This is a genomic window from Pseudomonas sp. GM102, assembly GCF_000282555.1.
Classification (GTDB): domain Bacteria; phylum Pseudomonadota; class Gammaproteobacteria; order Pseudomonadales; family Pseudomonadaceae; genus Aquipseudomonas.
The window spans coordinates 1-25,466 of the sequence record NZ_AKJB01000070.1 but is presented as its reverse complement, the minus strand read 5'-3'; the positions used below and the strand labels follow the sequence as shown (position 1 = coordinate 25,466).

The 25,466-nt window shown below is 59.3% G+C and carries 19 protein-coding genes and 1 pseudogene; 3 read left to right on the top strand and 17 right to left on the bottom strand.

The annotated features are described in order from the left end of the window. Nucleotides 1-33: 33 nt before the first annotated feature. On the top strand, nt 34-1,899 hold the full coding sequence (locus PMI18_RS11525) for a bifunctional O-antigen ligase/aminoglycoside phosphotransferase family protein (protein WP_007902569.1): 1,866 nt from the start codon (nt 34-36) through the stop codon (nt 1,897-1,899). Nucleotides 1,900-2,008: 109 nt separating this feature from the next. On the opposite strand, the gene PMI18_RS11530 is transcribed toward PMI18_RS11525, so the two are convergent. The 17 genes and pseudogenes from PMI18_RS11530 to glnE all read right to left on the bottom strand — a co-directional run bounded on the left by PMI18_RS11530 (nt 2,009) and on the right by glnE (nt 22,164). After that, nucleotides 2,009-2,893, bottom strand: coding sequence for a glycosyltransferase (locus tag PMI18_RS11530; protein ID WP_007902562.1), 885 nt, complete (start codon nt 2,891-2,893; stop codon nt 2,009-2,011). Next, entirely contained in the window at nt 2,890-4,044 is a 1,155-nt protein-coding gene (locus PMI18_RS11535; RefSeq protein WP_007902559.1) for a glycosyltransferase family 4 protein, read from the bottom strand. The genes PMI18_RS11530 and PMI18_RS11535 overlap by 4 nt, the downstream gene beginning before the upstream one ends. Continuing rightward, the gene (locus PMI18_RS11540) at nt 4,041-4,931 is read right to left on the bottom strand and encodes a DUF6625 family protein (protein WP_007902553.1); all 891 of its coding nucleotides are present in this window, start codon (nt 4,929-4,931) and stop codon (nt 4,041-4,043) included. Before PMI18_RS11540 ends, PMI18_RS11535 begins: the two co-directional genes overlap by 4 nt. A gap of 52 nt (nt 4,932-4,983) precedes the next feature. Further along, nucleotides 4,984-6,417, bottom strand: coding sequence for a PIG-L deacetylase family protein (locus tag PMI18_RS11545; protein ID WP_007902551.1), 1,434 nt, complete (start codon nt 6,415-6,417; stop codon nt 4,984-4,986). Between the two features lie 8 nt (nt 6,418-6,425). Further along, entirely contained in the window at nt 6,426-7,322 is an 897-nt protein-coding gene (locus tag PMI18_RS11550) for an antimicrobial resistance protein Mig-14 (protein WP_007902549.1), read from the bottom strand. Then, nucleotides 7,322-8,452, bottom strand: coding sequence for a glycosyltransferase (locus tag PMI18_RS11555; protein WP_007902548.1), 1,131 nt, complete (start codon nt 8,450-8,452; stop codon nt 7,322-7,324). The genes PMI18_RS11550 and PMI18_RS11555 overlap by 1 nt, the downstream gene beginning before the upstream one ends. Next, on the bottom strand, nt 8,436-10,193 hold the full coding sequence (locus PMI18_RS11560; protein WP_007902547.1) for a carbamoyltransferase family protein: 1,758 nt from the start codon (nt 10,191-10,193) through the stop codon (nt 8,436-8,438). Before PMI18_RS11560 ends, PMI18_RS11555 begins: the two co-directional genes overlap by 17 nt. A 227-nt stretch (nt 10,194-10,420) precedes the next feature. Continuing rightward, nucleotides 10,421-11,292: pseudogene (locus tag PMI18_RS0129625) on the bottom strand (DUF3800 domain-containing protein). Nucleotides 11,293-11,361: 69 nt separating this feature from the next. After that, nucleotides 11,362-11,697 (bottom strand): YceK/YidQ family lipoprotein, encoded by a 336-nt coding sequence (locus PMI18_RS11565; RefSeq protein ID WP_081499870.1) that lies wholly within the window; start codon nt 11,695-11,697, stop codon nt 11,362-11,364. A gap of 252 nt (nt 11,698-11,949) precedes the next feature. Next, nucleotides 11,950-13,401, bottom strand: coding sequence for a lipopolysaccharide kinase InaA family protein (locus PMI18_RS11570; protein WP_007902540.1), 1,452 nt, complete (start codon nt 13,399-13,401; stop codon nt 11,950-11,952). After that, on the bottom strand, nt 13,401-14,153 hold the full coding sequence (locus PMI18_RS11575; RefSeq protein ID WP_007902538.1) for a lipopolysaccharide kinase InaA family protein: 753 nt from the start codon (nt 14,151-14,153) through the stop codon (nt 13,401-13,403). Before PMI18_RS11575 ends, PMI18_RS11570 begins: the two co-directional genes overlap by 1 nt. Beyond that, nucleotides 14,150-14,884, bottom strand: a complete 735-nt coding sequence (locus tag PMI18_RS11580; RefSeq protein ID WP_007902534.1) for a lipopolysaccharide kinase InaA family protein — start codon at nt 14,882-14,884, stop codon at nt 14,150-14,152. The genes PMI18_RS11575 and PMI18_RS11580 overlap by 4 nt, the downstream gene beginning before the upstream one ends. Further along, complete coding sequence (rfaP, locus tag PMI18_RS11585) at nt 14,884-15,690, bottom strand: lipopolysaccharide core heptose(I) kinase RfaP (RefSeq protein WP_007902532.1); 807 nt, start codon at nt 15,688-15,690, stop codon at nt 14,884-14,886. Before rfaP ends, PMI18_RS11580 begins: the two co-directional genes overlap by 1 nt. Next, nucleotides 15,690-16,811, bottom strand: coding sequence for a glycosyltransferase family 4 protein (locus tag PMI18_RS11590; protein WP_007902531.1), 1,122 nt, complete (start codon nt 16,809-16,811; stop codon nt 15,690-15,692). The genes rfaP and PMI18_RS11590 overlap by 1 nt, the downstream gene beginning before the upstream one ends. After that, on the bottom strand, nt 16,811-17,872 hold the full coding sequence (gene waaC / locus PMI18_RS11595) for a lipopolysaccharide heptosyltransferase I (RefSeq protein ID WP_007902530.1): 1,062 nt from the start codon (nt 17,870-17,872) through the stop codon (nt 16,811-16,813). Before waaC ends, PMI18_RS11590 begins: the two co-directional genes overlap by 1 nt. A gap of 1 nt (nt 17,873) precedes the next feature. Beyond that, on the bottom strand, nt 17,874-18,908 hold the full coding sequence (gene waaF / locus PMI18_RS11600; RefSeq protein ID WP_007902529.1) for a lipopolysaccharide heptosyltransferase II: 1,035 nt from the start codon (nt 18,906-18,908) through the stop codon (nt 17,874-17,876). A gap of 316 nt (nt 18,909-19,224) precedes the next feature. Beyond that, complete coding sequence (gene glnE, locus PMI18_RS11605; RefSeq protein ID WP_007902528.1) at nt 19,225-22,164, bottom strand: bifunctional [glutamate--ammonia ligase]-adenylyl-L-tyrosine phosphorylase/[glutamate--ammonia-ligase] adenylyltransferase; 2,940 nt, start codon at nt 22,162-22,164, stop codon at nt 19,225-19,227. A 384-nt stretch (nt 22,165-22,548) separates the two neighbouring features. Between glnE and aceE the strand changes: the two genes are divergently transcribed. Both aceE and PMI18_RS11615 read left to right on the top strand, forming a co-directional pair. Next, nucleotides 22,549-25,194 (top strand): pyruvate dehydrogenase (acetyl-transferring), homodimeric type, encoded by a 2,646-nt coding sequence (gene aceE, locus PMI18_RS11610; RefSeq protein ID WP_007902527.1) that lies wholly within the window; start codon nt 22,549-22,551, stop codon nt 25,192-25,194. 11 nt (nt 25,195-25,205) lie between these two features. Continuing rightward, nucleotides 25,206-25,466: acetyl-CoA carboxylase biotin carboxyl carrier protein subunit (locus PMI18_RS11615; RefSeq protein ID WP_007902526.1), on the top strand; the 261-nt coding region annotated here is incomplete at its 3' end.

Genomic DNA, 25,466 nt, shown 5'->3' with positions numbered 1-25,466 from the left:
TAGCCGATCAACTTCAGGATTGAATCTTTCAGCATGCAACTCAGTGGTTTCAACAGCACGTCCAATCGAATCTTCGATTTCATTTGCCTCTGGATTCTTCCTCTCGGCTATTTTCTGCTTCTGTGTGCACTGTTCTTTCTGCCGGGTCGCAGCCTCTATCACAAGCTTTTTTATGGTTTGTTCAGCATTCCAGCGATGATTGCCCTTTGCCTGCGTCCGCGAGAATTCAAAGAGTTGCTCCGCGAGCCAATCTTTGTCGCGCTGCTGCTGTTCGTCGCCTGGGCGCTGCTCAGCCTGAGCTGGGGACCGCCGATGGAGCACCGTGTCGCTAGCCAGTTCAAACCCTCCTTGCACACACTATTGCTGTTCGCTGGCTGCTATGTGCTGGTGCGTTACCGTAGCGACATCGTTCAACCCCTGCTATTCAGTGCCGCGGTGGTGGGGCTGATCGCTTCGGCCTACAACTTGTTCATGTTTGCCCACATCTACGAACCGGGCATGCGCCTGATCGGTGGCGGCGCATTCGACAATCCGCTCCTCAGCTCCCACGTATTCGGCTTCTTTTGTACCTATTGGCTGAGCCTGAGCATGACCTGCAAACGTCGCCAGCTGCTCTGGCTGAGTATCCCGGCGATGGCGATCATGTTCACCGCGGTGATTGCCACTGGCTCCAGAACGCCGTTGGTTGCGTTGACACTGGCTGCATTCTGGCTGAGTTTCATCTGCTGGAACCGTCGCACCATCGTACTGCTGGGCACCCTGTTTATCAGCGGGACAGCGGTCGCCTTGCTGCTTTCGCAGATGATCATCGAACGCGGCGACTCCTATCGTTTCGAAATCTGGCAGTTGGCCCTACAGAAAATTGCCGATCACCCGTGGATAGGTCATGGCTACAACGCCAGCCTGACCCTCGACCCGGGTATTGGTTACGCCTTGCAGGAACCTCATAGCTTCGCCTTGGGCGTGCTTTACTACGTCGGCATCTTCGGGCTGCTGCCATGGTTGTTTTTCCAGGCCTGGGGGTTGCTGAGCAGCTGGCGGAATCGCCTGCAACCGCTGTTCATCATCGCCTCGACCTGGCTGGTATTCGGCATCGGGGCAGGCCTGACCGAAGGAGGCGGGATCATCTCCCGGCCCAAAGAACACTGGTTCCTGCTATGGATTCCATTGGCACTGATCGCCGCGCTGAGCATCAACCAGCGAGCCAGGCGCCTGTCAGCGATGCCGGTCAAGACGTTGACCTCGACGGCACTGCAACAGTTGACCGCCAGCGCTCAGGTGATCGAAGAAGATGGCCTGGGCCCCAAAGTCCTGCGCCTGATCGATGGCAGCTTCCTCAAGCTGTTCCGGCGCCGCCGCTGGTACACCTCGGGCAGCTTCAACCCCTATTCCGAACGTTTTGCCGCCAACAGCGAGCAATTGCGTAACAAGGGGATCCCGACCCCACAAATTCTGGATCTGTACCGTCTCAATGACGGCAGCAGCGCCGTGCACTACACGCCACTGCCGGGCAGCACCTTGCGTCAGGTTCTCCAAGCCATTACCGCCCCAGCTGTGCGTCAGGCGCTGGTAGAACGTTTCGGCAAGTTCATGGCGCAGTTGCATGAGCAAGGTGTTTATTTCCGCTCACTGCACCTGGGCAACGTATTGGTACTGGACGATGGTGAGTTCGGCCTGATCGATCTGGCGGACATGCGCATCTATCCGTCATCGTTGAGCCTGTCCCTGCGCCAGCGCAATCTGCGCCATATGCAGCGTTACACCGAGGATCGGCGCTGGCTGTTCGAGGACCATTTTGACGCGCTACTGCAGGGATACGCCGTGACGGCGTCGAAATCCGCGGTCGATAGCCTGCACAGGCAAGTGCTGGCCGGAGGGCACCCGGCAAGGGCTCATTGATACTCGACCTTTCGCCGAGAATATCGCTCGCTGAAGCATTGATAATGCAGTCTATGTAGCAGCTGGCGCAGGCTGCGCCAGTTGCTACCAAGTACGCCTCAAGAATGAATCAGTCTTTTTCCAGCGGCGAGAAATACAACCGCCCCAGACCGCGCCAGGTCTTCTTGTTCCAGGCCTTGAATGGTATCTGCGCCAGCAGCTCCCGCGCCAACTTGCGATCGCGATTGGCGGCTTTCAGGAACATCGAGCTGAGGAACTTGTAACGCACCTCGTCGTAGAGCGGATGATCGCTGAACAGCGCGTAGGAGCGCAGGATGTTGTCGATCATGAAGCGGTGATTCTTGTAGGAGTTGGTGGCGTGCTTGCGATAGCGCGCCATCAGCACATTCAAGCCATCGATGAAGTAACCGGCGCGGGTCACCTTCAACTCGATCAGCAAGTCCTCCAGGCGAATGTTCGGATCGAAGCCGCCCACCTTGTCCAGCGCTTCGCGGCGGATCATCAGCGTTGGTGCTGGCGGATAGGGCTTGCGCTCCAGGAACATGTCATCGAAATCAAGACGACGGAACGGCACGTCGCGACGCTGACGTTTCTCCGGATAGAGATTGCCGTCGGCATCGATCAGCTCGATGTTGCCGGCACAGATCCCGACCTCCGGCTTGCCATCCATGTACGCCACCTGAGTAGCGATACGCTCCGGCAGCATGATGTCATCGGACCCGAACGGCACAATCAGGCTCCCCTTTGAGCGCGCGATGGCGCCATTGAGGGTGTTGGTCAACCCCTGGTTCTGCTGAACCCGGAAATCGAAACCGTGCTGCGCCTGCAAGACATTGATCCGATCGACGCTGTCATCGCTGGAGCCGTCATCGATGACCAGCAGTTCGATATTTTTATAGGTCTGGTTGAGGACGCTGAGAATGCTTTCCTCGATATAACGGCCGTGGTTGTACGACGCGATAATGACCGTGACGAGGGGTTGGGCGTCGCTCATTGTTGTTCCTTGCGGGCTTGACTCAAGCCGGAGTCGATCAGGTTCAGGTACTCCTGGCGGAACACCTCGATATCGTGTTGTTCCTGGAGATAACGGTAGGCCTGTTCGCCCTTGGCCTTGAGCTCGTCGTCCGACAGCCCCAGGTAGTTATCCAGCGCAGCGACCAGCGTCGGCACGTCCGCCGGGGTAATCGCCAGACCGCCTGCGCCCTGAATCAGCGGCAACATGGCCGGTACATTCGAGGCGATTACCGGCAGATGCCCGCTCATGCCTTCGAGCAACGCCAGCCCCAAGCCTTCAGCCAGGGATGGCATGGTCCAGATGTCGAACGCGCGAACATACTGCAAGGCATTTTCCTTGAACCCCAGCAAAGACGCGCGACCGTTCAGGCCCAGGTGTTCGATTTCCGCAGCCAGGCGCGATTCTTCACGCCCCGCCCCGATGATTGCCAGTTGGGTGTTCGGGTATTTGTCCTTGAGCGCGGCAAAAGCCTGCAATAGATAGGTGTGGCCCTTGACCGGCACCAACCGCCCCAATGCACCGACCAGACGCACCGACGGCTCGATGCCCAGCAACTCGCGAGCACGCTCGCGGCTGTGCTGCAAACCTTCAGCCTGCTCGATGTCAATGGCGTTGGTGATCGCGTAGGTATTCTTGTCGGTAAAGCCGCAGTCACAATCGAGCAGGTACTGTTTGACTGCCGGCGACACGCCGACAAAGCGCCAGTGGCGATCGACCAGTCGCTGGGTCTGGCGGCGCCGGTAAAACCGGTCGTACTCGCCAAAACCATGGGAGATACCGATGCACAGCGGTACTTTCAACCAGCGATTGAGCGCCAGCATCATGTTCACCGGTTTGAAACGGTTGCAAATCACCACGTCAAATTTTTCTTTGCGGCAGAACTTGTACAACTGCCACATCGCACGCAGGCGCATGCCCTTTAGGGACTTGTCGGAAAACTCGAAATACACCGAACGGTCAGCGCGGCTCACCGCCTCGCCAGGACCGGGCTTGCCGCGCAGGAACGCCGCGACCACTTCATAGCGATCGCTCGGCAACGCCTTGACGATTTGTTCCGCCAAGTCGGCAAAATCATGGGCTTTGACGTTGTAGTCAGGCTGCAATTGCAGAACCTTTGACCGTTGACTCATAACTCTCCCCGGTGAAAACCAGTCGCATCGATGACCCACGCCGGCTCGGCGGCGATGCGCTTGACCTCGGCCGGATCGGGTGGAGGCAACCGTGACCATTCGTTGCGTTTCCAGCAGACGAAGTGAAAATACGGAAACCGGCGATCGCCATCGCGATCGCGATCATTACTCAAACAGCCATTGCGCCAATACCATTGATGCGGAAAATCATCCGTGCCGTCGTGCCACTTGATGCAGCCACCCGGGGTGCTGAACGCCTCGGTGAACTCGCTGCGACGACGCCAGGGATTGAACTTGCCCACCAGGGTGAACAACGGCTCGGGAAAATTTTTGCGCCAGAGGAAGATTCGACTGAATGCGCCCTCATCCAGTGCGTGATGCGCCTGATCGGTAAATCGCTTTTGCCAGTCCTTGATCTGCATGAACAACTCACGCTTGCGCGCAGTGTTGCGCATCAGGCAAAGATGCCCCGCCACTCGCCGCTCATGGGTGGAGAACAGGTCATAACTGGCCAGCCGAGCAGAGGTGAAATAACTTCGCAGGTCACCGTACACCAGATCAATATCGCCGAACGCCCAGAAATCATAGCCTTGCAGGCGGTCAACATGGATATGACCCAGAGCCGGCTTGATGTCGCAGAGCTTGTACGCCGCCTCAGGCGCAAAGTCGATATTCAGCCGTCGCGACACCAGCGCGCAGTACTCACTGAAGCTCATTGCCTCGACAGTTACATTGGGCGGAAGATTTTCGGGCGTACCGCAGTCACTGAACAGCAACCAGTCGATATCGGGGTTGCGTCGGCAACTCTCGAGGAAAAACGGCATCCAGAACGGCCAATGACCGAAGTACGGGATCAGGAAAAGAATACGCGGGCATGGATTGATCACAGAAATACTCACTACTGCTTGAATGCGCGACCATGCTAGGCCGCGTGATGCTTCATTTCTGCTTTACAGATGTTTCATCATGCTTCAAAACCCAGAATAACTCGTGGCGTCTGACCGCTTTACGAAAGAAATCGTTCTTTCCATAGACGGATGGCACTCTACTGGCCAGCAGCCACTGTATCAACCGTCGCAAACGGCGCTTGAACGGCATGGGCGGCTGCAGGTCGTGCATCATACCCAACGCCATCGCTTTATCACGCTGGCGCTCCAAAGCAATTGGCAGGCAGCAGGGCTGCATCGGCGTTACCGAATCGAATGCCGGCGGCAGGGCGATACCATGACTCGCATCACCCATCGGCCAACGATCATTGTCGTGCAGATGGTTGGCATAGCCAAGTACGGTGGTCGGCTGCCATTCCAGCCCTTTCAACGCTTCGAGAACCGCTTCCTGAGCACAGATGTGATCGGGATGCGGGTCGAGGGTCGGGTGCGGCAGCACGATCACTTCCGGACGGGCTTGCAGCAACAGCTCACGCAAGTCAGCCAGCAAATTATTCCAGGTTGGCGCACCGTCGACATCACCCGGCAGGACAAATGGATTCAGTTGACGAAAAAACCGGGTGTCGCTCAAATCCGCTTCTCGCGACCCCACCGGCGTGGCTGGAGCGGCCTGCATCGTCGCCAGTTGCAGACAAAAATACCCCAACTGCACGCAATGAGCCTCGGGCACCCCGGCCCAGCGCGGCACAGCGATACTGTCCCAAGCCCGCAAACGGCCCTTGAGGCGCGCCGCCTCGACCGTATTCAAGCCCATCTGTTGATAGTGCCCGGCTTCGATCTCCCCTGCGGTCAGGGTGACGATCCAGGCCTCATCGGCCTGACTGTACAAACCGTAGGCGGCCAGTTCGGCGTCATCGGCGTGGGGCGCAATCACCATCACCCGCTGACGGCGGTAGTCCGGATGCTCGAGCGCCCAGAGCACAGGCTCGCCGAGCAATCGACAGAAACGCCCGCGCAATCGCAGCTCACCTTGCGACAGCACTTGCGCCTGCCCCGTGAGGTTCAGGTAACGCAGGCCATTTACACCGCGTTCAAAGGTTTGCCGGTCGGGATTATCGCCACCCGCCAACTCGACCACAGGATCGATAAAGCGCCCCAGCCACGTGCTTTTCACCCGCAACGCCAGCACCAGTGTAGCGTCATCGACCAACATGACGCCCTCATCCAGACGCAGCCGCTCACCGTCCAGATAAATCTTGGGCTGCGGGGTATAAGGCGGGAAACTGTATTGGTAATCGTCTTTTGGCGAATAAAACAGATGGTCGGCGAACCACGCCTCATGGGCAACCCAGCCCAGCACCGCAAGCACCAGCGGCAGCCACCAGGCAACCAGCACCCCCATAGCGATCAACAGCATCAGCGCAATCATCAGGCTTATGCGTTTATTGCGCCGATGGCGCTTGAGCAATTGCTGTTTACGGCTCATGGCTTGGCTCATACGGTGAAGACCGGCACAGAATTGCACCAGCGGTCCTTGTACTCACGGTCGGTCCGACCAAAGGAAAACCGCAGAGGTTTATTCAGCGCGCGTGCATGCTCCCAGGCGCTTTGGGTGTTGAGAAAACTCAGCACGCTGCCGGGGCTGAATTCGCGGGTCTCGGGATCGACACCGCCGTTGACGTACTCGACGCTGATCCACTCCGGCGCCTCGACGCGGTATACCAGTTGAATTGCAATCGGTGCGTCGTTGAGGAAAATCACTGAGCCTATGAGCAATTCGCGCAATAGCTCGATCACCTCGCCCATCCGCTCGGCTCCGGTGGCCGGGAAACCCCAACGACGCTGGAACAGGTCGCAATAGATCGCCGCCAGTTCGCGGCTGGAAAACTCGGCAACCGGCCGCGCCACACCACCTGCTTCTTCCAGCAGACGCAATTCGCGGCGCTGGTTGTAGCGAAACTTCTTTGACAGTTCTTCAGGCGTCCGGGCCATGGCCAGTTGTTCGGCCTGCAGCTTGATGCCGGTAAAACGGCCTTCGCTCAGCGCCGACAGGTAACGTCCGCGATGACGCAACGGTGCCTGGGCATCGGCGGCGGCCGGCAGGATCAGCTCGGCATTGCCGAGGTCGAACAGGCCCTTTTTACCACTGCGCTTGAGCACGTCCTTGGACAGTGCCAGGTCGCGACCCCAGGTCGGGATGGCGGCTTTCACTTCGCCATCCTGTTCCCAGGCCAGATAGCGCACCGGAATGTCAGCCAACTGTGCCAGACGTTCGACCACCAGGGGATGAGTCGCGACGCTGCCGCCAAAACGTTGCCAGGCCTGTGCATACGTCGAGGCGTCGACCTGCGCCCAGCCACGTTCGCGCCAGCCTTCAAATCGGTTGAGCATCAGCCCCTCGGTGCCAGTTCGGTGACATGCGGCAAATGCCAGAAAGCGTCGCGCACCGCGCGATCGGAGAAGCGCTCACGCAAGCGGTCGAACATCAGCTCGGCACACTGGCGACGTTGCTGGTCATCCATCGCGGCCAGATGTTGCAGCCCTTGAGCCAAACGCTCGGCATCGCCCAGCGGAAACAGAATGCCGACGCCTTCAACCACTTCCCTGGCCCCACCGCACGCAGTGGCGAGCAACGGCACGCCGGCAGCCATGGCCTCCAGCAATACCATGCCGAACGGTTCGTGATCGGAGCTCAGGGCAAACACATCGAAAGCGCGGAAGTAGCGACGCGCCTCGGGCACCAGGCCAAGGAACAGCACGCGATCGCCGATACCCAGCTCACGCGCCATGGCCTTGAGATCCTGCTCCAGCCGACCGCTGCCAAGGATCACCAACTGACTGTTGGCCGGTAACCCCGGCAATGCAGCAGCAAAACCATGCAGCAGCGTGGCCTGATCCTTGTCCGGATGCAGGCGCCCGACGTTGCCGACGATCCAGGCATCCATCGACAGACCGAGGGTTTCCCGGGCCTCACGAACCGATACCTGACTGGACTGCAACGCCTGCACATCGATACGGTTATAAAGCGTCTGAATCCGCTCGACCGGCCATTTCGGCAAACAACGGCGCATGTCGTCACGCACCGCATCGGAGACCCCGAGCAGGCTCAGGCGCTTGCGGAAAATATGTGCGAACAGTTTGCGGGTACCGCGCTGGTAATCGCCAAACGCGTGATGCACGCCAATGACCGGCAACGAGGTGCCGAGCAAGGCGATATAGATCGGCTTGAAACGGTGAGCAATGCAAAAACTGAAATTGCGCGAGGCGGCGATCTTGCGCAGATCGCCGATGGCGCCCAGCTTCAGGCCACGAATGGCCTTGGAGCTGTATTCCATGAACAGCACTTCATCGGAAGCACAGCTCGCGGCGACTTCGGCATCGGCAGCCCCGGTCAGAAACACCGTGGTCACTCGATAACCGGTCCCCGCGAACAGGCTGGCGTACTGCCGGGCGCAGTCCAGAAACGGCCCGTCATAGCCGTGGCAGAACTGCAGCACATGGCGCTCAGCCGAGCGTGTCATAAGCGTCCGCACCTTCTTTGACCACCAGAATGTCTTCCATGATCAGGTACTGCAGGTCGGAACCGAAGAACATGTTCAAGGCGTCGGTCGGCGAGCAGATCATCGGTTCGCCACGACGGTTGAGCGAGGTGTTCAGCGACACGCCGTTACCAGTCAGCACTTCCAGCGCCTTCATCATGTCGTAGTAGCGCGGGTTGTATTCGCGCTTCAACACCTGGGCCCGGGACGTGCCGTCTTCGTGGACGACTTCCGGCACGCGGGTCTTCCACTCTTCAGCCACTTCGAAGGTAAAGGTCATGAATGGTGCCGGGTGATCGATCTTGATCATCTGTGGCGCAACGGTGTCGAGCATCGACGGGCAGAAAGGCCTCCAGCGCTCGCGGAACTTGATCTGGTGGTTGATGCGGTCAGCCACGCCAGTCGCACTCGGGCAACCGATGATCGAACGACCGCCCAAGGCGCGCGGACCGAACTCCATGCGGCCCTGGAACCAGGCCACCGGGTTGCCGTCGACCATGATCTTGGCGATGCTTTCCGGCATGTTCTCAAGCTTGCGCCACGCAGGCTTGCTCGGGTGACGGGCACAGGCCGCGAGCACGTCTTCGTTGCTGTAGGACGGGCCGAGATAGACGTGTTCCATCTTCTCGACCGGTACGCCACGGGCGTGGGACACGTAAGCCGCAGCGCCGACCGCGGTACCGGCATCGCCGGACGCAGGCTGAACGAACAACTCTTTGATGTCGTCGCGGGCAATGATTTTCTGGTTCAACTTGACGTTCAACGCACAGCCACCGGCGAAGGCCAATTTGCCGGTTTCCTTGAGCACATCGCCCAGATAGTGGTCGATCATCTGCAACGCCAGTTTCTCGAACAGCGCTTGCATGCTCGCGGCATAATGAATGTACGGCTCGTCGGCGATGTCGCCTTCGCGCTTGGGCCCCAGCCACTCGATCAGTTTCGGCGAGAAGTAGAAACCTTTGCCCTTCTCTTTATAACGACGCAGGCCGATGACGTTGGCGTAGTCGGTGTTGATCACCAGCTCGCCGTTCTCGAACGAGGCCAGACGCGAGAAATCGTATTTGCTGGCATCGCCGTACGGCGCCATGCCCATGACCTTGAACTCACCGTCGAGCATCTCGAAACCGAGGAACTCGGTGATCGCGCCGTACAGGCCGCCGAGGGAGTCCGGATCGAAGAATTCCTTGATCTTGTGGATCTTGCCGTTTTCACCGTAACCGAAGAAAGTCGTGGCGTACTCGCCCTTGCCGTCGATCCCCAGGATCGCGGTTTTCTCTTTGAAGCCGGAGCAGTGGTAGGCACTGGAGGCGTGGGCCAGGTGGTGCTCGACCGGCTCGATCTTGATTTTCTTCGGATCGAAGCCCAGTTGCTCGAGGCACCAGACAATCTTGTTGCGGTAGCGCTTGTAGCGACGGTTGCCCATCAGGATCGCGTCGAGGGCGCGGTCCGGGGCGTACCAGTAACGCTTGGCGTAGTGCCAGCGAGCCTTGCCGAACAGGCTGATCGGCGCGAAAGGAATCGCTACCACGTCAACGTCGGACGGTTTGATGCCCGCCTGTTCGAGGCAGAACTTCGCCGATTCATAAGGCATGCGGTTCTTTGCATGTTTATCGCGCACGAAGCGCTCTTCTTCAGCCGCCGCGACCAGCTTGCCGTCGATATACAGGGCTGCGGAAGGATCATGGCTAAGGGCGCCGGACAGGCCAAGAATCGTCAATGCCACAGGGGTCTAGCCTCTTTAGTCTGCATGCAGGCGCAACGCGCCTCAAAAATTAATGTGCCCTCGCAAGGGGCGAGAGACAGCTAAAGGGCGGGATTATAGCTTAAAAGCGGCGGCAAGCCTCTAGCGGGAAGTGGCAAGCTGGTGCGTTGACAGATGAAAGACCTCGACATAGACTCCTGCGCAAATGGACTGGGGGATCCCGGTCGGCGTTGTGGCCTCGGTGAGTTTCACCGGGGCTTTTCGCTTTCTGAGAGAGGGAAAATCTTTAAACCCCAGTTCTCGAAACCCTTCCCCACATTATTACGCCCGCCACTGCAGTAGAACTTGCGCTTGAGTACGTCAAAGGCACGATTTTCTTGCCCAGACCGCAAAACGCTCATGCCAATGGGTCTTGCAACAAGATCCGCTAGCTGTAACCCCGTAGAATTCACTTGCTTGGTTGCAAAGACGATATCGAACGGCAACTGAATACCCAATCGGTTCGCGCCATCGCACATGCGACGAAACTCCAGTTCAAGCTCGTTATCCTCCCGCTTCCCTCGACGCTCGAAAATCACATGAGTTAAAACGCTCTGTTGATTCTTTTCCTGTAAATACTCATAAAGCGTTTCCAGACAGAAGCCGAGTGCGACGTGATAAGGATTGTGGACAGGACCTTGTTTTTCGCGAAGGGCAGCTTTGTCGATAACACAGCTGATCAGGACGAAATTGCTGGCTTCAATGATGCCCGTCAATTCATCGAGAAAGGCATGTTTGTGTTGCCTCGACGTGAACAGACTAGAGAACGCTCCCTTTTCTTTTCGATATCCAATTCATGCAGACCGATCAGGTCGTGCCCCATATGATTAAATTTAAACTTCTGAAGGGCAGGAATAACCTTCTCGCAATAATGCCTTTTATGAAACACACAAAATGCCAGCACAAACATTGGATAGTTTGGATCTAATGTTTGCATCCCATGATCGCCACTCTCATCCACATAGATTATGAAATCGCTGTACCTCCCGAACGGAGGTAAAGGCTTTTTCGCCTCAACATTAGTCAAGGCTTCGTTTTCAAAAAGAAAAAACTGTTGAGAGGGCAAGATCGGGGTCGACACGCGCTATTCACCCTTTGTTTCTAACCAAGTGCGTTAGGTGTAGCACTGACACGCGAGAATACAAAAGAGTTACCCGCGGCCCGGACGCCAGTAAATCCTGATATTGCCGTCGGTTGCCTGCCGGTAAACTGTGTACGGCAAGGCAACCGTGTCCAGTGCACCAGACAAGGTCAAATCCAGCAAGACAACCGGCACCAGAATACCGGTGGGATCAGGCGGCGCATGCAGCAGGCAGAAGTCGTGGGCCAGACCGCTATAGATGCGAGGGATGGACTGGCAGTAGGTTTTTTGCTTTCTGAGGCCACGGGCGGCGGCCTCGTCATCCTGCAACACCGTGACAGCGGTCCCGCAGCCAGATAGCGCCAGTGAGAAAGTGCTCAGCAACACAGCCATTTTTATCGTCAAAATCTGCCCTCCGAGAACGTCAGGCAAACTAGCATCGCGGCTATTCAGGGCACAGTTCATGGGGTCTGTAGATCATGTAGGACGGTTCACAAGAATTTGTCCGCCTCTACCACTGGGTAACTCGACTGACAGTTCTGGCCTCATCGCGAGCAGGCTCGCTCCCACAGTGGTTCTCGGTCGCTCACAAAATTTGTGTTCGACATAAACCTATTGTGGGAGCGGGCTTGCTCACGAAAGGGTCGAAGACCCGACTCAGGCAGCGCTAGAGATATCTTTAGGCAAACGCTGGTCAATCACCTGATACAGCGCACTGCTCTCGGGCCAGTTGCGCATGAACCGCGCCCGGTCTCGCGCATATGCAGGGGCAAAGCTACTGACCGAACCATGCTGACACATCGAATCCAGATCGATCAGCGCCCAGCGATCCTGCTGCCAAAACAGGTTATGGCCCTTGAAATCGCCATGGCTGATCCGCTCGCGAATCAGCTCGGCGAACAGGTGATCCAGAGCCTGCAACTCGGCTTGCGGCGCTTCGCCGCTTTCCACGTACGGCGCAAATCGCTCGATGATGTCCGGCCCCGGCAAATACTCGGTCACCAGGTACGCCCGGCTGCGCAGCCAGAGAAAACGCTTCTCCAGTAACGCCAGCGGTTTGGGCGTGGCGATGCCCAGGAACGCCAGGCGATTGCCTTCACGCCATGAGTGCCAGGCGCGGCTCGGGCGCCAGAAACGTTTGAGCCAATGGGCAAAGCCTTTGATGTTGTAGCGTTTGACCACCAATGTACGACCAGCTACCTCGACCTTGCCGACACTCGCCGCGCCGCCGGTCTTGTACAGATGGCCTTGATCGAGCAAGGCGTCTGCCTGCTCCAGCACCGGCAACATCGCCGCCTCTTCCTCACGGCGAATCGCCCGCAAGCCGAACGCTCCGCGCCGGACGCTGAATAGCGTGCATTCGCGGCCGACCTTGATCAGGAAATCCTTCAAGCGCCAGCGACGGACCTTGTTGATCTGCTTCTGCAGCGCTTCCATGGGCAAGGCATGCTCGCCGTTCCCCAACAGGTAATACACCAGCAATTCTTCGGTGAAGGGTTCCAGCGATTTGGGTAACTGGGCGAAAAACACCCCGAGGTTTTCCAGGACTCTCTGCTGCGACAGTGGCTTGCCAGCCGTCTCGGCACAGATCCCGGCGCCATCGATCAAATACAACTGACCACCATGGCGCAACAGGTTGTCCAAATGCAAGTCTTCCTGCCACAGGCCTTTGCTGTGCAATTGCCCAATGGCGCCCAAGGCCTCGGCCAGCACCGCTGATTGCTCATCCGCCAGCACCGGCAAGTGTTCAACCTGTTTCCAGGCGCCCCCCAGGCTCTCGGCGCCTTCAAGGAAATCGAACAATAACCAGCCGCCTTCGCCGTCCTTCAGGCCATCAGCCAATAACAACGGCGTGGTCAGCCCCTGAGCGGCGAGCAAACGCACGCCGTCCAGTTCACGCTGAAAATGCCGCGCCGCTTTACCGCCGACCAGCAATTTGGCCAACACTGGCCGGCCGCGCCAGACCCCGGCACCCACGTAACGCTGCCCCGGCAACACCCGCAGCAGGCTCAGCAGCTGTAACTCCGCAGGCCCCGCGGCATCGGCCAGCGGAATGTTCAGTGGCAGACTCGGGCTGCGGCCGGCGTTTTTCAGTTCGGACAAACGCATCAACGCGCCTCCTTGTGACTGCGCCGCGCACTCAGGCGCGATACCCAACTGTCCACCAGCGAGCTGTTCAATGGCTGATCCAGATAAACCGCCAACAACTCGCGCAGCTGACTTTCGCTCCATTCCGGCGCCCGACGCAGCAACGGTTCCAGGTCTTTGACCCGATCACGTTGGCCGAACAACAGCGGACGGGTTTTTTCCAGATCGATCAACTGAGCCTGATAGCCGTCACCGGTGGCCCGCAGAAAAATATGCTTGGGATAGAAGCAACCGTGGAGTTGCCGCACCTCGTGCAGACGTCGCGCCAGTTGCCCACAGGCTTTCAGAATCGCCGAGTGCTGCGCCGTGCTCAGGTCGGACCAGCGCTGCAACAGTGAATCCAGATCATCCCAGCCGTCCAGCGCGCGGGTCAGCAGAATCGCCCGGACTTCGCCGTCGACCTTACGCTCACCGAAGAACGCCGCCTGCAACGCCGGAACACCCAGTTTCTGATAAAGACTGATGTTACGAAACTCACGGGCAAAACTCGGCTCGCCAAAGGGCGAATGCCACGTGCGGGTCAGATAGTTGCTCTGGCGCTTGAGGTAGTAGCCATGACCTTCCAGCTCCAGCCGAAACACACTGCTCCAGCCTTCACCGGCGGTATTGGGCTCATCCACCGCCTCGAGCTGTTTGGCCCAGAGTGCGTCAAAGGTGCCGAGACCATGACGCTCAAGCAGCGCACGGTCTTCAGCAGCCAGAAAATCAGTCATTCGCGTCCCTCGAAAAATCTCACCACGTGCCGAATCCGTTTCTTGTCGGCGGCATTGAGCCGGGTGCATTGGCGGTATTGCAGGTAGAAGCGCAGGCGCTGGGTGGCCGACAGGTGATATTTGGCCACTTTGTCCAGACAAGCCAGGTCTTTGGTGATTCGGTACTTGAGCCAGAAGCCGCGCCAGAAATCACCGTTGGGGCAGTCGATCAGAAACAGCCGGGACTCATCGTCGATCAACAGGTTGCGCCACTTCAAGTCGTTATGGGTAAAACGGTGGTCGTGCATGGTCCGTGTATAGCCCGCCAGCTGTCGACTGATGTTGTCGACCCAGGCGCGGTCCGCCAGTTTCGGATCATGCCGACCTGCCAGGGCCGACAAGTCTTCGGTATTGGGCAGCTCGCGCGTGATCATCGCCCCACGATCGTATGCCGCGCCGCGCCGTTCCAGTCCCCAAGCCACTACTTCGGCGGTAGGAATGCCCCACTTGGCGAAACGCTTGAGGTTCTGCCATTCAGCTTTCACCCGCGGCTTGCCCAGGTAACGGCGCAGGCCTTTGCCGGCGCCGACGTAGCGTTTGACGTAATAGTTGACGCCATTGCGCCGGACGCGAATGACCTCGGACAGTGGATCGCGGGTCAGTTGTTCGCCCTTGAGCGCGAACACCGCGTCAAGACTGCCGAAGTCTTCTGCCAGATCGCTGTAAGCAGGTTCCAGTGTCCAACCCGACATCAGAGCGCATCCCCGTATCGCTGCTTACGCTCGTAGAGCTTGTTGGCCTTGCCTTCGAGCCATGCCAGCAGTCCCGCTTCTTCGGCCAGAATCTGGCGCAGCGGCTGTTGGAAGTAACCCTTGAGGAAACGCAGTTTGTCGCGACGGGTCAAGCCAATGTCGAGCGCCGAAAAATACAGCGCCGCCAGGTCCTTGTTGCGCCAGCGTTGGGTAATCGTCGGACGGGTCTGAGCACGGTGCAGATCGATCACCGACAGCTTGAAATCGTCGGCTGTCACTGGTTTATCAGTGTGCAGCAGGAAGTGGCAGATGTAGCAGTCGCGGTGGTTGACCCCGGCGCGGTGCATCATGCCGGTCATGCGCGCGACTTCGGCGATCAGGGCACGCTTGAGTTTTGGCTCGGGCGGTTGCTTGACCCAGTCGATGCTGAAATCTTCGAGGCTGACGGTGGGCGCCAGCTCTTGCGTGACGATGAACGAATGCTGGTCCGCCGGGTTGCTGCCCTTTTCGCCGTAAGCGACAGCGGTCATGGTCGGTACGCCGACTTCTTGCAGGCGCTGAATAGCCTTCCATTCCTGGCCCGCGCCAAGCACTGGCAGCTTGGCGGTCAGCAGGTTCTTGAAAATCTCACCCCAGCCAATGCCACGGTGGATCTTCACGAAGAACCCGTGGCCGTCCACTTCAGTACGCAGTGTCCGGCGCGCTTCAAGCTCGCGGTACACCTCGCCCTTGAGGCCCTCGACTTCGGCAAACGGATCGCGCCCGGCCCAGAGGCTCTTGAACGGTTCAGCCAGCATCAACTTCATTAAGCGTGCTCCGCCAGAATCACATCGGCCGCGTGTTGCGGCATGCTGTAGAGGTCGGCCGTCTCGGCGAAGGCCAGACCGTTGCGGCTCCAGGCCGCCCGTGCATCCTGGTCGTTCAACATGCCGGTCAGGTATTGAGTCAGTTGGGCCTGATCGAAGGGCTCATCCAGCACCAGACCCGCATCGGCCTCGGCGATGTAATGGGCGTACCCACACACCGCGCTCACCAGCACCGGCAAGCCGGCCACCACAGCTTCTAGCAATACCGTCCCGGTGTTTTCGTTGTACGCCGGATGGATCAACAGATCGGCACCAAGCAGGAAACGCGGGATATCGCTGCGGCCCTTGAGGAACGTCACGTTGTCGCCCAGGCCCAAAGTGGCGCTCTGCAACTGAAATACTTTGGGGTCGTCCTGGCCAATTACAAACAGCCGAGTACGTTTTTTCAGTTCGGCGGGCAGCGCGGCCAGCGCCTTGAGGCTGCGGTCCACGCCTTTGGTCTTGAACCCGGAGCCGATTTGCACCAGCAGCAAATCGTCATCCTTGAGGTTGAACTCTTGACGAAACTCAGCCCGAATCTGGGCCGCATTGGCCGGCGCGCGACGGTCCTGGGAGATACCCGGCGGCAGTAAATGGAAGCGCGCAAGCGGCGTGTCGTAATGCTTGATGAACAGCGGCTGCTGGACTTCGGAAATCATCAACACTTCGGTTTTGGCGTCCTTGGCGAACACCGCGCGCTCATACTCGGCGAAGTGCCGGTAGCGGCCCCAGCGGCGGTACAGCGAGTTACGCAGGTTTTGCGCCTTGTCTTCGAAGCAGCCGTCGGCGGCGTAGTAAACGTCCAGGCCCGGCATTTTGTTGAAACCGATCAGGCGATCCACCGGACGCCTGGCCAGATCGGCCTCCATCCACTCGGTGAGTTTTTCGTTGCGCCGATGATTGAAGAACGCTTTGACCGGCGCCACCAGCACTTCGAAACCCGGCGGAACATCGCCTTCCCAGATCAGTGTGTAGACGCGAATCTGATGGCCGCGCTGCTGACATTCAAGGGCGATGCGCATGAAGTCGCGCTGCAAGCCCCCAAACGGAAAATATTTGTACAGGACAAATGCCAATTGCATCAGCGCAGCTCCTCAGCCAGTAACAACGTGCTCAGTCGGCTCGCGACACGCTCGGGATTCAGACGCGTGAAGCACAGAGGCCACTCGCGTTTCAGGTCGAACCGACGGGCATCGTCGGCCGTCGGTTGATAGGTGCATTTCTTTTGCAGGCACGGCGCGCAGGGAAAGTCGCTGGCCATATGAATCTGCGACTTGCCGTACGCCCCGGTCAGGCCCGGGTTGGTCGGGCCGAACAGCGACAGGGTCGGCACGTCCAGCGCCGCAGCCAGGTGACCGAGACCGGTGTCCACCGCTACGCAGGCTTGCGCTCCGGCCAGGACTTTGCCGACACCGGCCAGGTTCAGCTTGGGTAGCACTTCGACGTGTCGCATGTCTTTGGCAATGCGCTCGGCGCGGGCCTTTTCGACCGGATTACCCCACGGCAGCTTGACCGCCACGCCGAGGTAACCCACCCGCTCGGCCAGCTCGCGCCAATAGGCTTCGGGCCAGTGCTTGGTGTCCCACGTGGTGCCATGGAGAAACACCACGTACGGATTCTTGCGCGGTAATTCCACCAGTCGTTCGACGTTCAGGCCATAGTCGCCCAGCCCCTTAGGCAGGTCGTAACCAAGTGCCACTGCGAACAGCTGGCGCACTCGCTCTACCGCGTGCTGCCCACGGGCCACGGCCAGACGTCGGGAATAGAAGCGCGCAGCGATCGGTTCGCGGGCCGAGTTTTTGTCCAGCCCGGCCACTGGTGCTTTGACGTAGCGAGTCAGCAACGCGCTTTTCAGCAAGCCCTGGGCATCGATCACCAAGTCATATTTGGTCGCGCGAATGCTTTGCTTGAAACGCTTCCACTCGCCACTCTTGATGGTCTGCCAGATGTTCTTGCGCCAGCGACGGATCGCCACCGGAATCACCTTGCCCACGGCCGGGTGCCAGGTCGGAATCTCGGCGAAGCCTTCTTCCACCACCCAGTCGAACGTGATGCCGGGGATCGCCCGCGCCGCGTCGGTCAACGCTGGCAACGCGTGAATCACGTCGCCCAGCGAAGAAGTCTTGATCAACAGTACCCGCAAACTATTTGACCTCGACCACAGTGCCCAGCAACCGCTGCAAGGCTTCGTTCACCGCTTTGGGCATGAGTTGGCGCAAGCAATTGTAATGACCGAACCGGCAGGTGCGATCGAAGCACGGACTGCATTCGATGCCCAGGCGCACGATTTCGACATGCTCGGCCAACGGTGGCGTAAAGCCCGGCGACGTCGAGCCGTACACCGCCACCAACGGGCGGTTCAACGCGGCAGCCACGTGCATCAGGCCGGAGTCGTTGGAGACCACCGCATCGGCGCAGGACAGCAGATCGATGGCCTCGGCCAGGGAAGTGTCGCCACTGAGGTTCACCGACTCTTCACGCAAACCCGGTATCAGCCGCGCACGAATGTCTTCGCCCACCGCGTGATCGTTTTTTGAGCCGAACAGCCAGACCTGCCAGCCTTCACGGATCTTCGCTTCGGCGACCTTGGCGTAGTGCTCGGACGGCCAGCGCTTGGACTCACCGAACTCCGCGCCAGGGCACAGCGCCAATACCGGACGGTCGAGGGCCAGACCGAACTTGGCCAGCGCGCCGTCGCGGGTCACCGGGTCGATCTGCAGGCTCGGCCGTGGATACGGCTTCGGCAACTCGGCACCGGGCTCAAAGGCCAGGGCCATGAAGCGCTCGATCATCAGCGGGTAACGTTCGTTGTCGAGCGTGCGCACGTCATTGAGCAGGCCGTAGCGGAATTCGCCGCGCCAGCCGGTGCGTTTCGGGATGCCGGCGAAAAATGGCACCAGCGCCGACTTCAGGGAATTGGGCAGCAGGATGGCCTGGTCGTACTGACCGGCCAGGGATTTACCGATGCGCCGACGCGTCGCCAGTTCCAGCACACCATGGCCGAGCGGGAAGCTCAAGGCCTGGCGTACTTCGGGCATGCGCTCGAGAATCGGCCGGCTCCACTCGGGGGCCAGCACGTCGATTTCGCACTGCGGGTGGCGCTGTTTGAGACACTGGAAAAGTGTCTGCGCCATCACCATGTCACCGACCCAACTGGGCCCAACGATCAGAATTTTCATGTGGTTTCCAAAAACGAGCCGGGGAGGCATACGCCTCCCCGCCTCGAGAATCCAGCACCTGCGGGGTAAGCCGTCAGGTCATTTGGACGAGCCGATTGGGGCTCGTCGGATCAATTTAATACACATTCATGTCAGTCAGCATAAACCCCTGTGGCGAGGGAGCTTGCTCCCGCTGGGCTGCGCAGCAGCCCCAAAACTTGCCACCGCATTCTCACTGACAGACCGCACAAGCTGGTTCGGGAGCGCTTCGCACTCCAGCGGGAGCAAGCTCCCTCGCCACAAAAGCCCGCTCCCACATTCGAATCTCGTTGCCTGTTCAGCTTAACCCCAACTCGCGCCAGATCCGCATGACCTGCCGTCGTTCATCCACGAACTGGTCGCCCGGTATTACGCCGGCGTCCTTCTGCAAGGCCTCCCGGTGAGCGGCGGAGCGGTAGGCCTTATAGGCTTCACGCAACAGGCTGGCGTCTTCGGCGGGCATCAGCCCGACCTCCTCCAACCCTTCCAGAATGCGGATATTGTCGGTATAGCGCAGCAATGACGGATGCGCTTCAGACCATGCCAGAGCCGCGTATTGCACCATAAATTCAATATCGACGATACCTCCGGCGTCCTGCTTGAGATCGAACGGCGCCGTGGCCTCGAAGGCATTTGCCGCCGTGCCCGCCGCAGTGCTCTTGCTGCCGAGATTATCGCGCATCTTGGCGCGCATTTCGCTGACCTCCTGGCGCAAGGTCGGCAGGTCCCGCGGCTTGGCCAATACCGCCGCGCGAACCTTCTCGAATGCCTGGCCGACATCTTGACTGCCCACCAGCACTCGCGCCCGCACCAGCGCCTGGTGCTCCCAGGTCCAGGCTTCGTTTTCCTGATACCGGGCAAACGCCCCCAGGGAACTCACCAGCAAACCGGACGCACCGGACGGCCGCAGGCGCATGTCCACTTCATACAGCTGGCCGGAGTTGGTCTGCGCCGTCAGCAAATGAATGATGCGCTGCCCGAGCCGGGTAAAAAACTGCGCGCCATCGATAGGCTTCGGCCCGTCGGTTTCGGCCTGCGGATCGCCGTCGTGGATAAACACCAGATCCAGGTCCGAACTATGCCCCAGTTCCAGACCGCCGACTTTCCCGTAACCGACAATGATGAAACCAGGGTCGCACAAGCTGCCGTCGGTGCGCAGCGGCGTACCGTACTTGGCCACGGTCTGGCGCCAGGCCAGGGCCAGCACTTGTTCGAGGATCGCCTCGGCAAGCCAGGTCAGGTAATCACTGACCTTCATCAAGGGCAGGCTGCCGGCGATTTCCGAAGCGGCGACGCGCAAGCGGTGCGCCAGTTTGAAATGCCGCAGGGCTTCCATTTGTTGTTCGAGGTCATCTTCGGGAATCCGCGTCAGACGCTCGCGCAATTCAGCGGCCAATTCCGGCGCCAGCGGCGGCTTGAACAACCGGCCTTCGTTGAGCAATTCGTCGAGCAGCAGCGGAAAGCGCGTGATCTGCTCGGCAATCCATGGGCTCGCGGCACACAGCGTCAGCAGGCGGCGCAGCGCGCCGGGGTTCTCGGTCAACAACACCAGATAGGCGGAACGACGCGCCACGGCCTCCACCAGCGGCAGCACCCGCTCCAGCACCAAATCGGGGCTGGCATGCTCTACAGCCTGAGCCAGCAAGCGCGGAATAAAAGCATCGAGGCGTTCCCGCCCCAGGCGCTGCATGGCGCGCAATTGCGGGCTGCCACGCAGACTGGCCAAGGCTTTCAGCGCCTTGGAGGCGTCGGCGAAACCACCCTCTTCCAACTGACGGCACGCGGCCTCCTCGTCCTGCGCCTCCTCCCATAGCGGCAGCCATTCCCCTCCGACCACCACTTCGCTCTCGGCGCCGTCCTCTTCATCGGGATCGGCAATCACCTGAGCAAAGTGCCAGGCCACCCGGCCACGCCAGTACATCAGCTGTTCGTGGAACGCCGTCCAATTGGCAAACCCGAGCATAAAGGCAATGCGCGCCTGATCCTGTTCGCCATCCGGCAGCATCTGGGTCTGACGGTCGGCAATCGCCTGGATCGCGTGCTCGGTGTAACGCAGAAATTCGTAGGCTTCGCGCAATTCGCTGACCACCGCCGCTGGCAGGTAACCCTGACCTTCGAGGGTACTCAGTACTTTTAATAGAGGACGCTGCTGCAGGCTCAGGTCGCGGCCACCGTGAATCAGCTGGAAGGCCTGAGCGATAAATTCGACTTCACGAATACCGCCAGAACCCAGCTTGATATTGTCAGCCATGCCCTTGCGCCGGACTTCCTGCTGGATCAGCTGCTTCATCGTGCGCAGCGCTTCGATGGCCGAGAAGTCCAGATAACGCCGGTAAACGAACGGGCGCAGCATTTCTTGCAGTTGCGCCCCCGCCACTTGATCGCCGGCCACCACGCGCGATTTGATCATCGCGTAGCGTTCCCAGTCGCGGCCCTGATCCTGGTAATACTGCTCCAGCGCATTGAAGCTCAGCACCAGCGCGCCGGACGAACCGTAAGGCCGCAAGCGCATGTCGACGCGGAACACGAAACCGTCGACGGTCATCGGGTCCAGGGCCTTGATCAGACGCTGACCAAGGCGAATGAAAAATTCCTGGTTATCCAGCGACCGCTTTACACCGACGGTTTCACCGCCCTCGGGGTAGGCGAAGATCAGGTCGATGTCCGACGACAGATTCAGTTCCACGGCGCCGAGCTTGCCCATGCCGAGGATGACCATCTGCTGCGGCTCGCCGCTGCGCCGCCCGGTGGGCGTGCCGAACTGCTGGCAATGGCGCTGATACAACCACTGATAGGCCTGATCGATACTCGCATCGGCCATGTCCGAGAGGTCGCGACAGCTCTGGATCAAATCGGCCTGGCGAGTCAGGTCGCGCCAGATGATCCGCACTTGCTGGCGGGTGCGTTGGCGACGCAGGGCGCGGCCAAGTTGGTCGTCGGTTTCGGCTACGCTCACCGCCGTCGTAATCTGTGCGCACAACTCGCCCGGGGCAAAGGCGCGATCCAGCTCGCCGGACTGCACCAGCTCCAGCAACATCAAAGGGTCACGCACACTCTGTTCAATGACAAAGTCGCTGGCGGCGGTGACGCGGGCAAATTGTGCCCAACGCTCAGGCGTCCAGGCAGACAGGCCATGATCATCGGCAAGCGCCGCGACGGCCGTACGGAACGACTGCTCGGCACGGGTGACAAAGGGCAGGAGTACGCCGGGCAGTTCGGCAAGCGAAGGGAGGCTCATGGTCTATCCTTGATCGGCGTGTGAAGGGCTGCATGTAGTGATTCGTGAAAATGCGCTACCTGACCGACTGTCGAACAAAGGTTAGAAATAGCTGAAATTTGTTTATTTTTGGCAGCGATCATCAAGCCTTCACCTTTTTTGGTTGGCAAAAGACCAACCTTAACGATTATTCTCACAACGCAGCCGGAGGCCACAAGCCGATCTTCTGTAGTTTTACTACTCGTCTATACATTCGAAAGGCTGAAATGCCCGATGATTTGTAGTAAAACTACACGCCGCCGGAACATACCTCTCGGCAATCCAAGAATTTATATCGTCTGCCCACAAGGCCAGTCGCAAACTCAGGCAACCGATTCTGGAAGCCTTTCCGCCCTGGAGCAAGCCATGCAAGACCTCGATCCCGTCGAAACCCAGGAATGGCTGGACGCCCTGGAATCGGTTCTCGACAAAGAAGGCGAAGACCGTGCTCACTATCTGATGACCCGTATGGGCGAACTCGCGACCCGTAGTGGCTCGCAGCTCCCTTACGCCATCACCACGCCTTACCGCAACACGATCCCCGTTACCCACGAAGCACGCATGCCTGGCGACCTGTTCATGGAACGCCGCATTCGCTCGTTGGTACGCTGGAACGCGATGGCCATGGTAATGCGTACGAACCTGAAAGATTCTGACCTGGGTGGTCACATCTCCAGCTTCGCCTCCAGTGCGACCCTGTATGACATCGGCTTCAACTACTTCTTCCAGGCTCCGAGCGACGAACACGGCGGCGACCTGATCTACTTCCAGGGCCACACCTCGCCAGGCGTCTACGCCCGTGCATTCATGGAAGGCCGCATCACCGAAGACCAGATGAACAACTTCCGCCAGGAAGTGGACGGTCAGGGCCTGTCGTCCTACCCGCACCCTTGGCTGATGCCTGACTTCTGGCAGTTCCCGACCGTATCCATGGGGCTGGGCCCGATCCAGGCGATCTACCAGGCTCGCTTCATGAAGTACCTGGAACACCGTGGCTTCATCCAGCCGGGCAAACAGAAAGTCTGGTGCTTCCTGGGCGACGGCGAGTGCGACGAGCCGGAATCCCTGGGCGCGATCTCCCTGGCCGGCCGCGAGAAGCTGGACAACCTGATCTTCGTCATCAACTGCAACCTGCAGCGCCTCGACGGCCCGGTTCGCGGCAACGGCAAGATCATCCAGGAACTCGAAGGCGTGTTCCGCGGTGCTCAGTGGAACGTGACCAAAGTCATCTGGGGCCGTTTCTGGGACCCACTGCTGGCCAAAGACGTCGACGGTATCCTGCAACGCCGCATGGACGAAGTCATCGACGGCGAGTACCAGAACTACAAAGCCAAAGACGGCGCGTTCGTGCGTGAACACTTCTTCAACACGCCAGAACTCAAGGCGATGGTTGCAGACTTGTCCGACGACGAGATCTGGAAGCTCAACCGTGGCGGCCACGACCCGTACAAGGTCTACGCGGCGTACCACGAAGCGGTCAACCACAAAGAACAACCGACCGTCATCCTGGCCAAAACCATCAAGGGTTATGGCACCGGTGCCGGCGAAGCGAAAAACACTGCGCACAACACCAAGAAAGTCGATGTCGACAGCCTGAAGTTGTTCCGCGATCGTTTCGATATCCCGGTCAAAGACGACGAACTCGAAAACCTGCCGTTCTTCAAACCGGAAGAAGGCAGCGCCGAAGCCCGCTACCTGAGCGAGCGCCGTACCGCACTGGGCGGTTTCGTGCCTCAGCGTCGCGCCAAGAGCTTCAACATTCCAACCCCGCCACTGGACACCCTCAAGGCGATCCTGGACGGCTCGGGCGACCGTGAAATTTCCACCACCATGGCCTTCGTGCGGATCCTCGCGCAACTGGTCAAGGACAAGGAAATCGGTCCGCGCATCGTGCCGATCATCCCGGACGAAGCCCGTACCTTCGGTATGGAAGGCATGTTCCGTCAGTTGGGCATCTACTCGTCCGTCGGCCAGCTCTACGAGCCAGTCGATAAAGACCAGGTGATGTTCTACAAGGAAGACCAGAAAGGCCAGATCCTCGAAGAAGGCATCAACGAAGCGGGCGCCATGAGCTCCTTCATCGCTGCCGGTACCTCGTACTCCAGCCACAACCAGCCGATGCTGCCGTTCTACATCTTCTACTCGATGTTCGGCTTCCAGCGTATCGGCGACCTGGCCTGGGCCGCTGGCGACAGCCGCACCCGTGGCTTCCTGATCGGCGGCACCGCCGGCCGTACCACCCTGAACGGTGAAGGCCTGCAGCACGAAGACGGCCACAGCCACCTGCTGGCTGCCACCATCCCGAACTGCCGCACCTACGATCCAACCTACGGCTACGAGCTGGCGGTGATCATTCAGGACGGCATGAAGAAGATGACCGAAGAGCAACAGGACGTCTTCTACTACATCACCGTGATGAACGAGTCCTACCAGCAGCCAGCCATGCCGGCCGGTGCCGAAGAAGGCATCAAGAAAGGCATGTACCTGCTTGAGGAAGATACCCGCGAAGCGGCGCACCACGTTCAGCTGATGGGCTCCGGCACCATCCTGCGTGAAGTCCGTGAAGCGGCGAAGATCCTGCGTGAAGAGTTCAACGTCGGCGCCGACGTGTGGAGCGTTACCAGCTTCAACGAACTGCGTCGCGACGGCCTGGCCGTTGAGCGCACCAACCGTCTGCACCCGGGCCAGAAGCCTAAGCTGAGCTATGTGGAAGAGTGCCTGAACGGCCGTAAAGGTCCGGTCATTGCCTCTACCGACTACATGAAGCTGTTCGCTGAACAAATTCGTCAGTGGGTCCCGTCCAAGGAATTCAAAGTCCTGGGCACCGATGGTTTCGGCCGCAGTGACAGCCGCAAGAAGCTGCGTCACTTCTTCGAAGTCGACCGTCATTTCGTGGTGTTGGCAGCCCTGGAAGCCTTGGCTGACCGTGGTGACATCGAACCTAAAGTGGTGGCTGAAGCCATCGCCAAGTTCGGTATCAACCCGGAAAAACGCAACCCACTGGACTGCTGAGGAGACACTCTGTGAGCGAACTCATTCGCGTACCTGACATCGGCAGCGGTGAAGGTGAAGTAATTGAACTGTTTGTGAAGGTCGGCGACCGTATCGAAGCCGACCAGAGCATCCTGACACTGGAATCGGACAAGGCGAGCATGGAAGTGCCTGCGCCGAAGGCCGGTATCATCAAGAGCCTGAAAGTGAAGCTGGGCGATCGCCTGAAAGAAGGCGACGAACTGCTGGAACTGGAAGTCGAAGGTGCCGCTGCTGCGGCCCCTGCGGCTGGC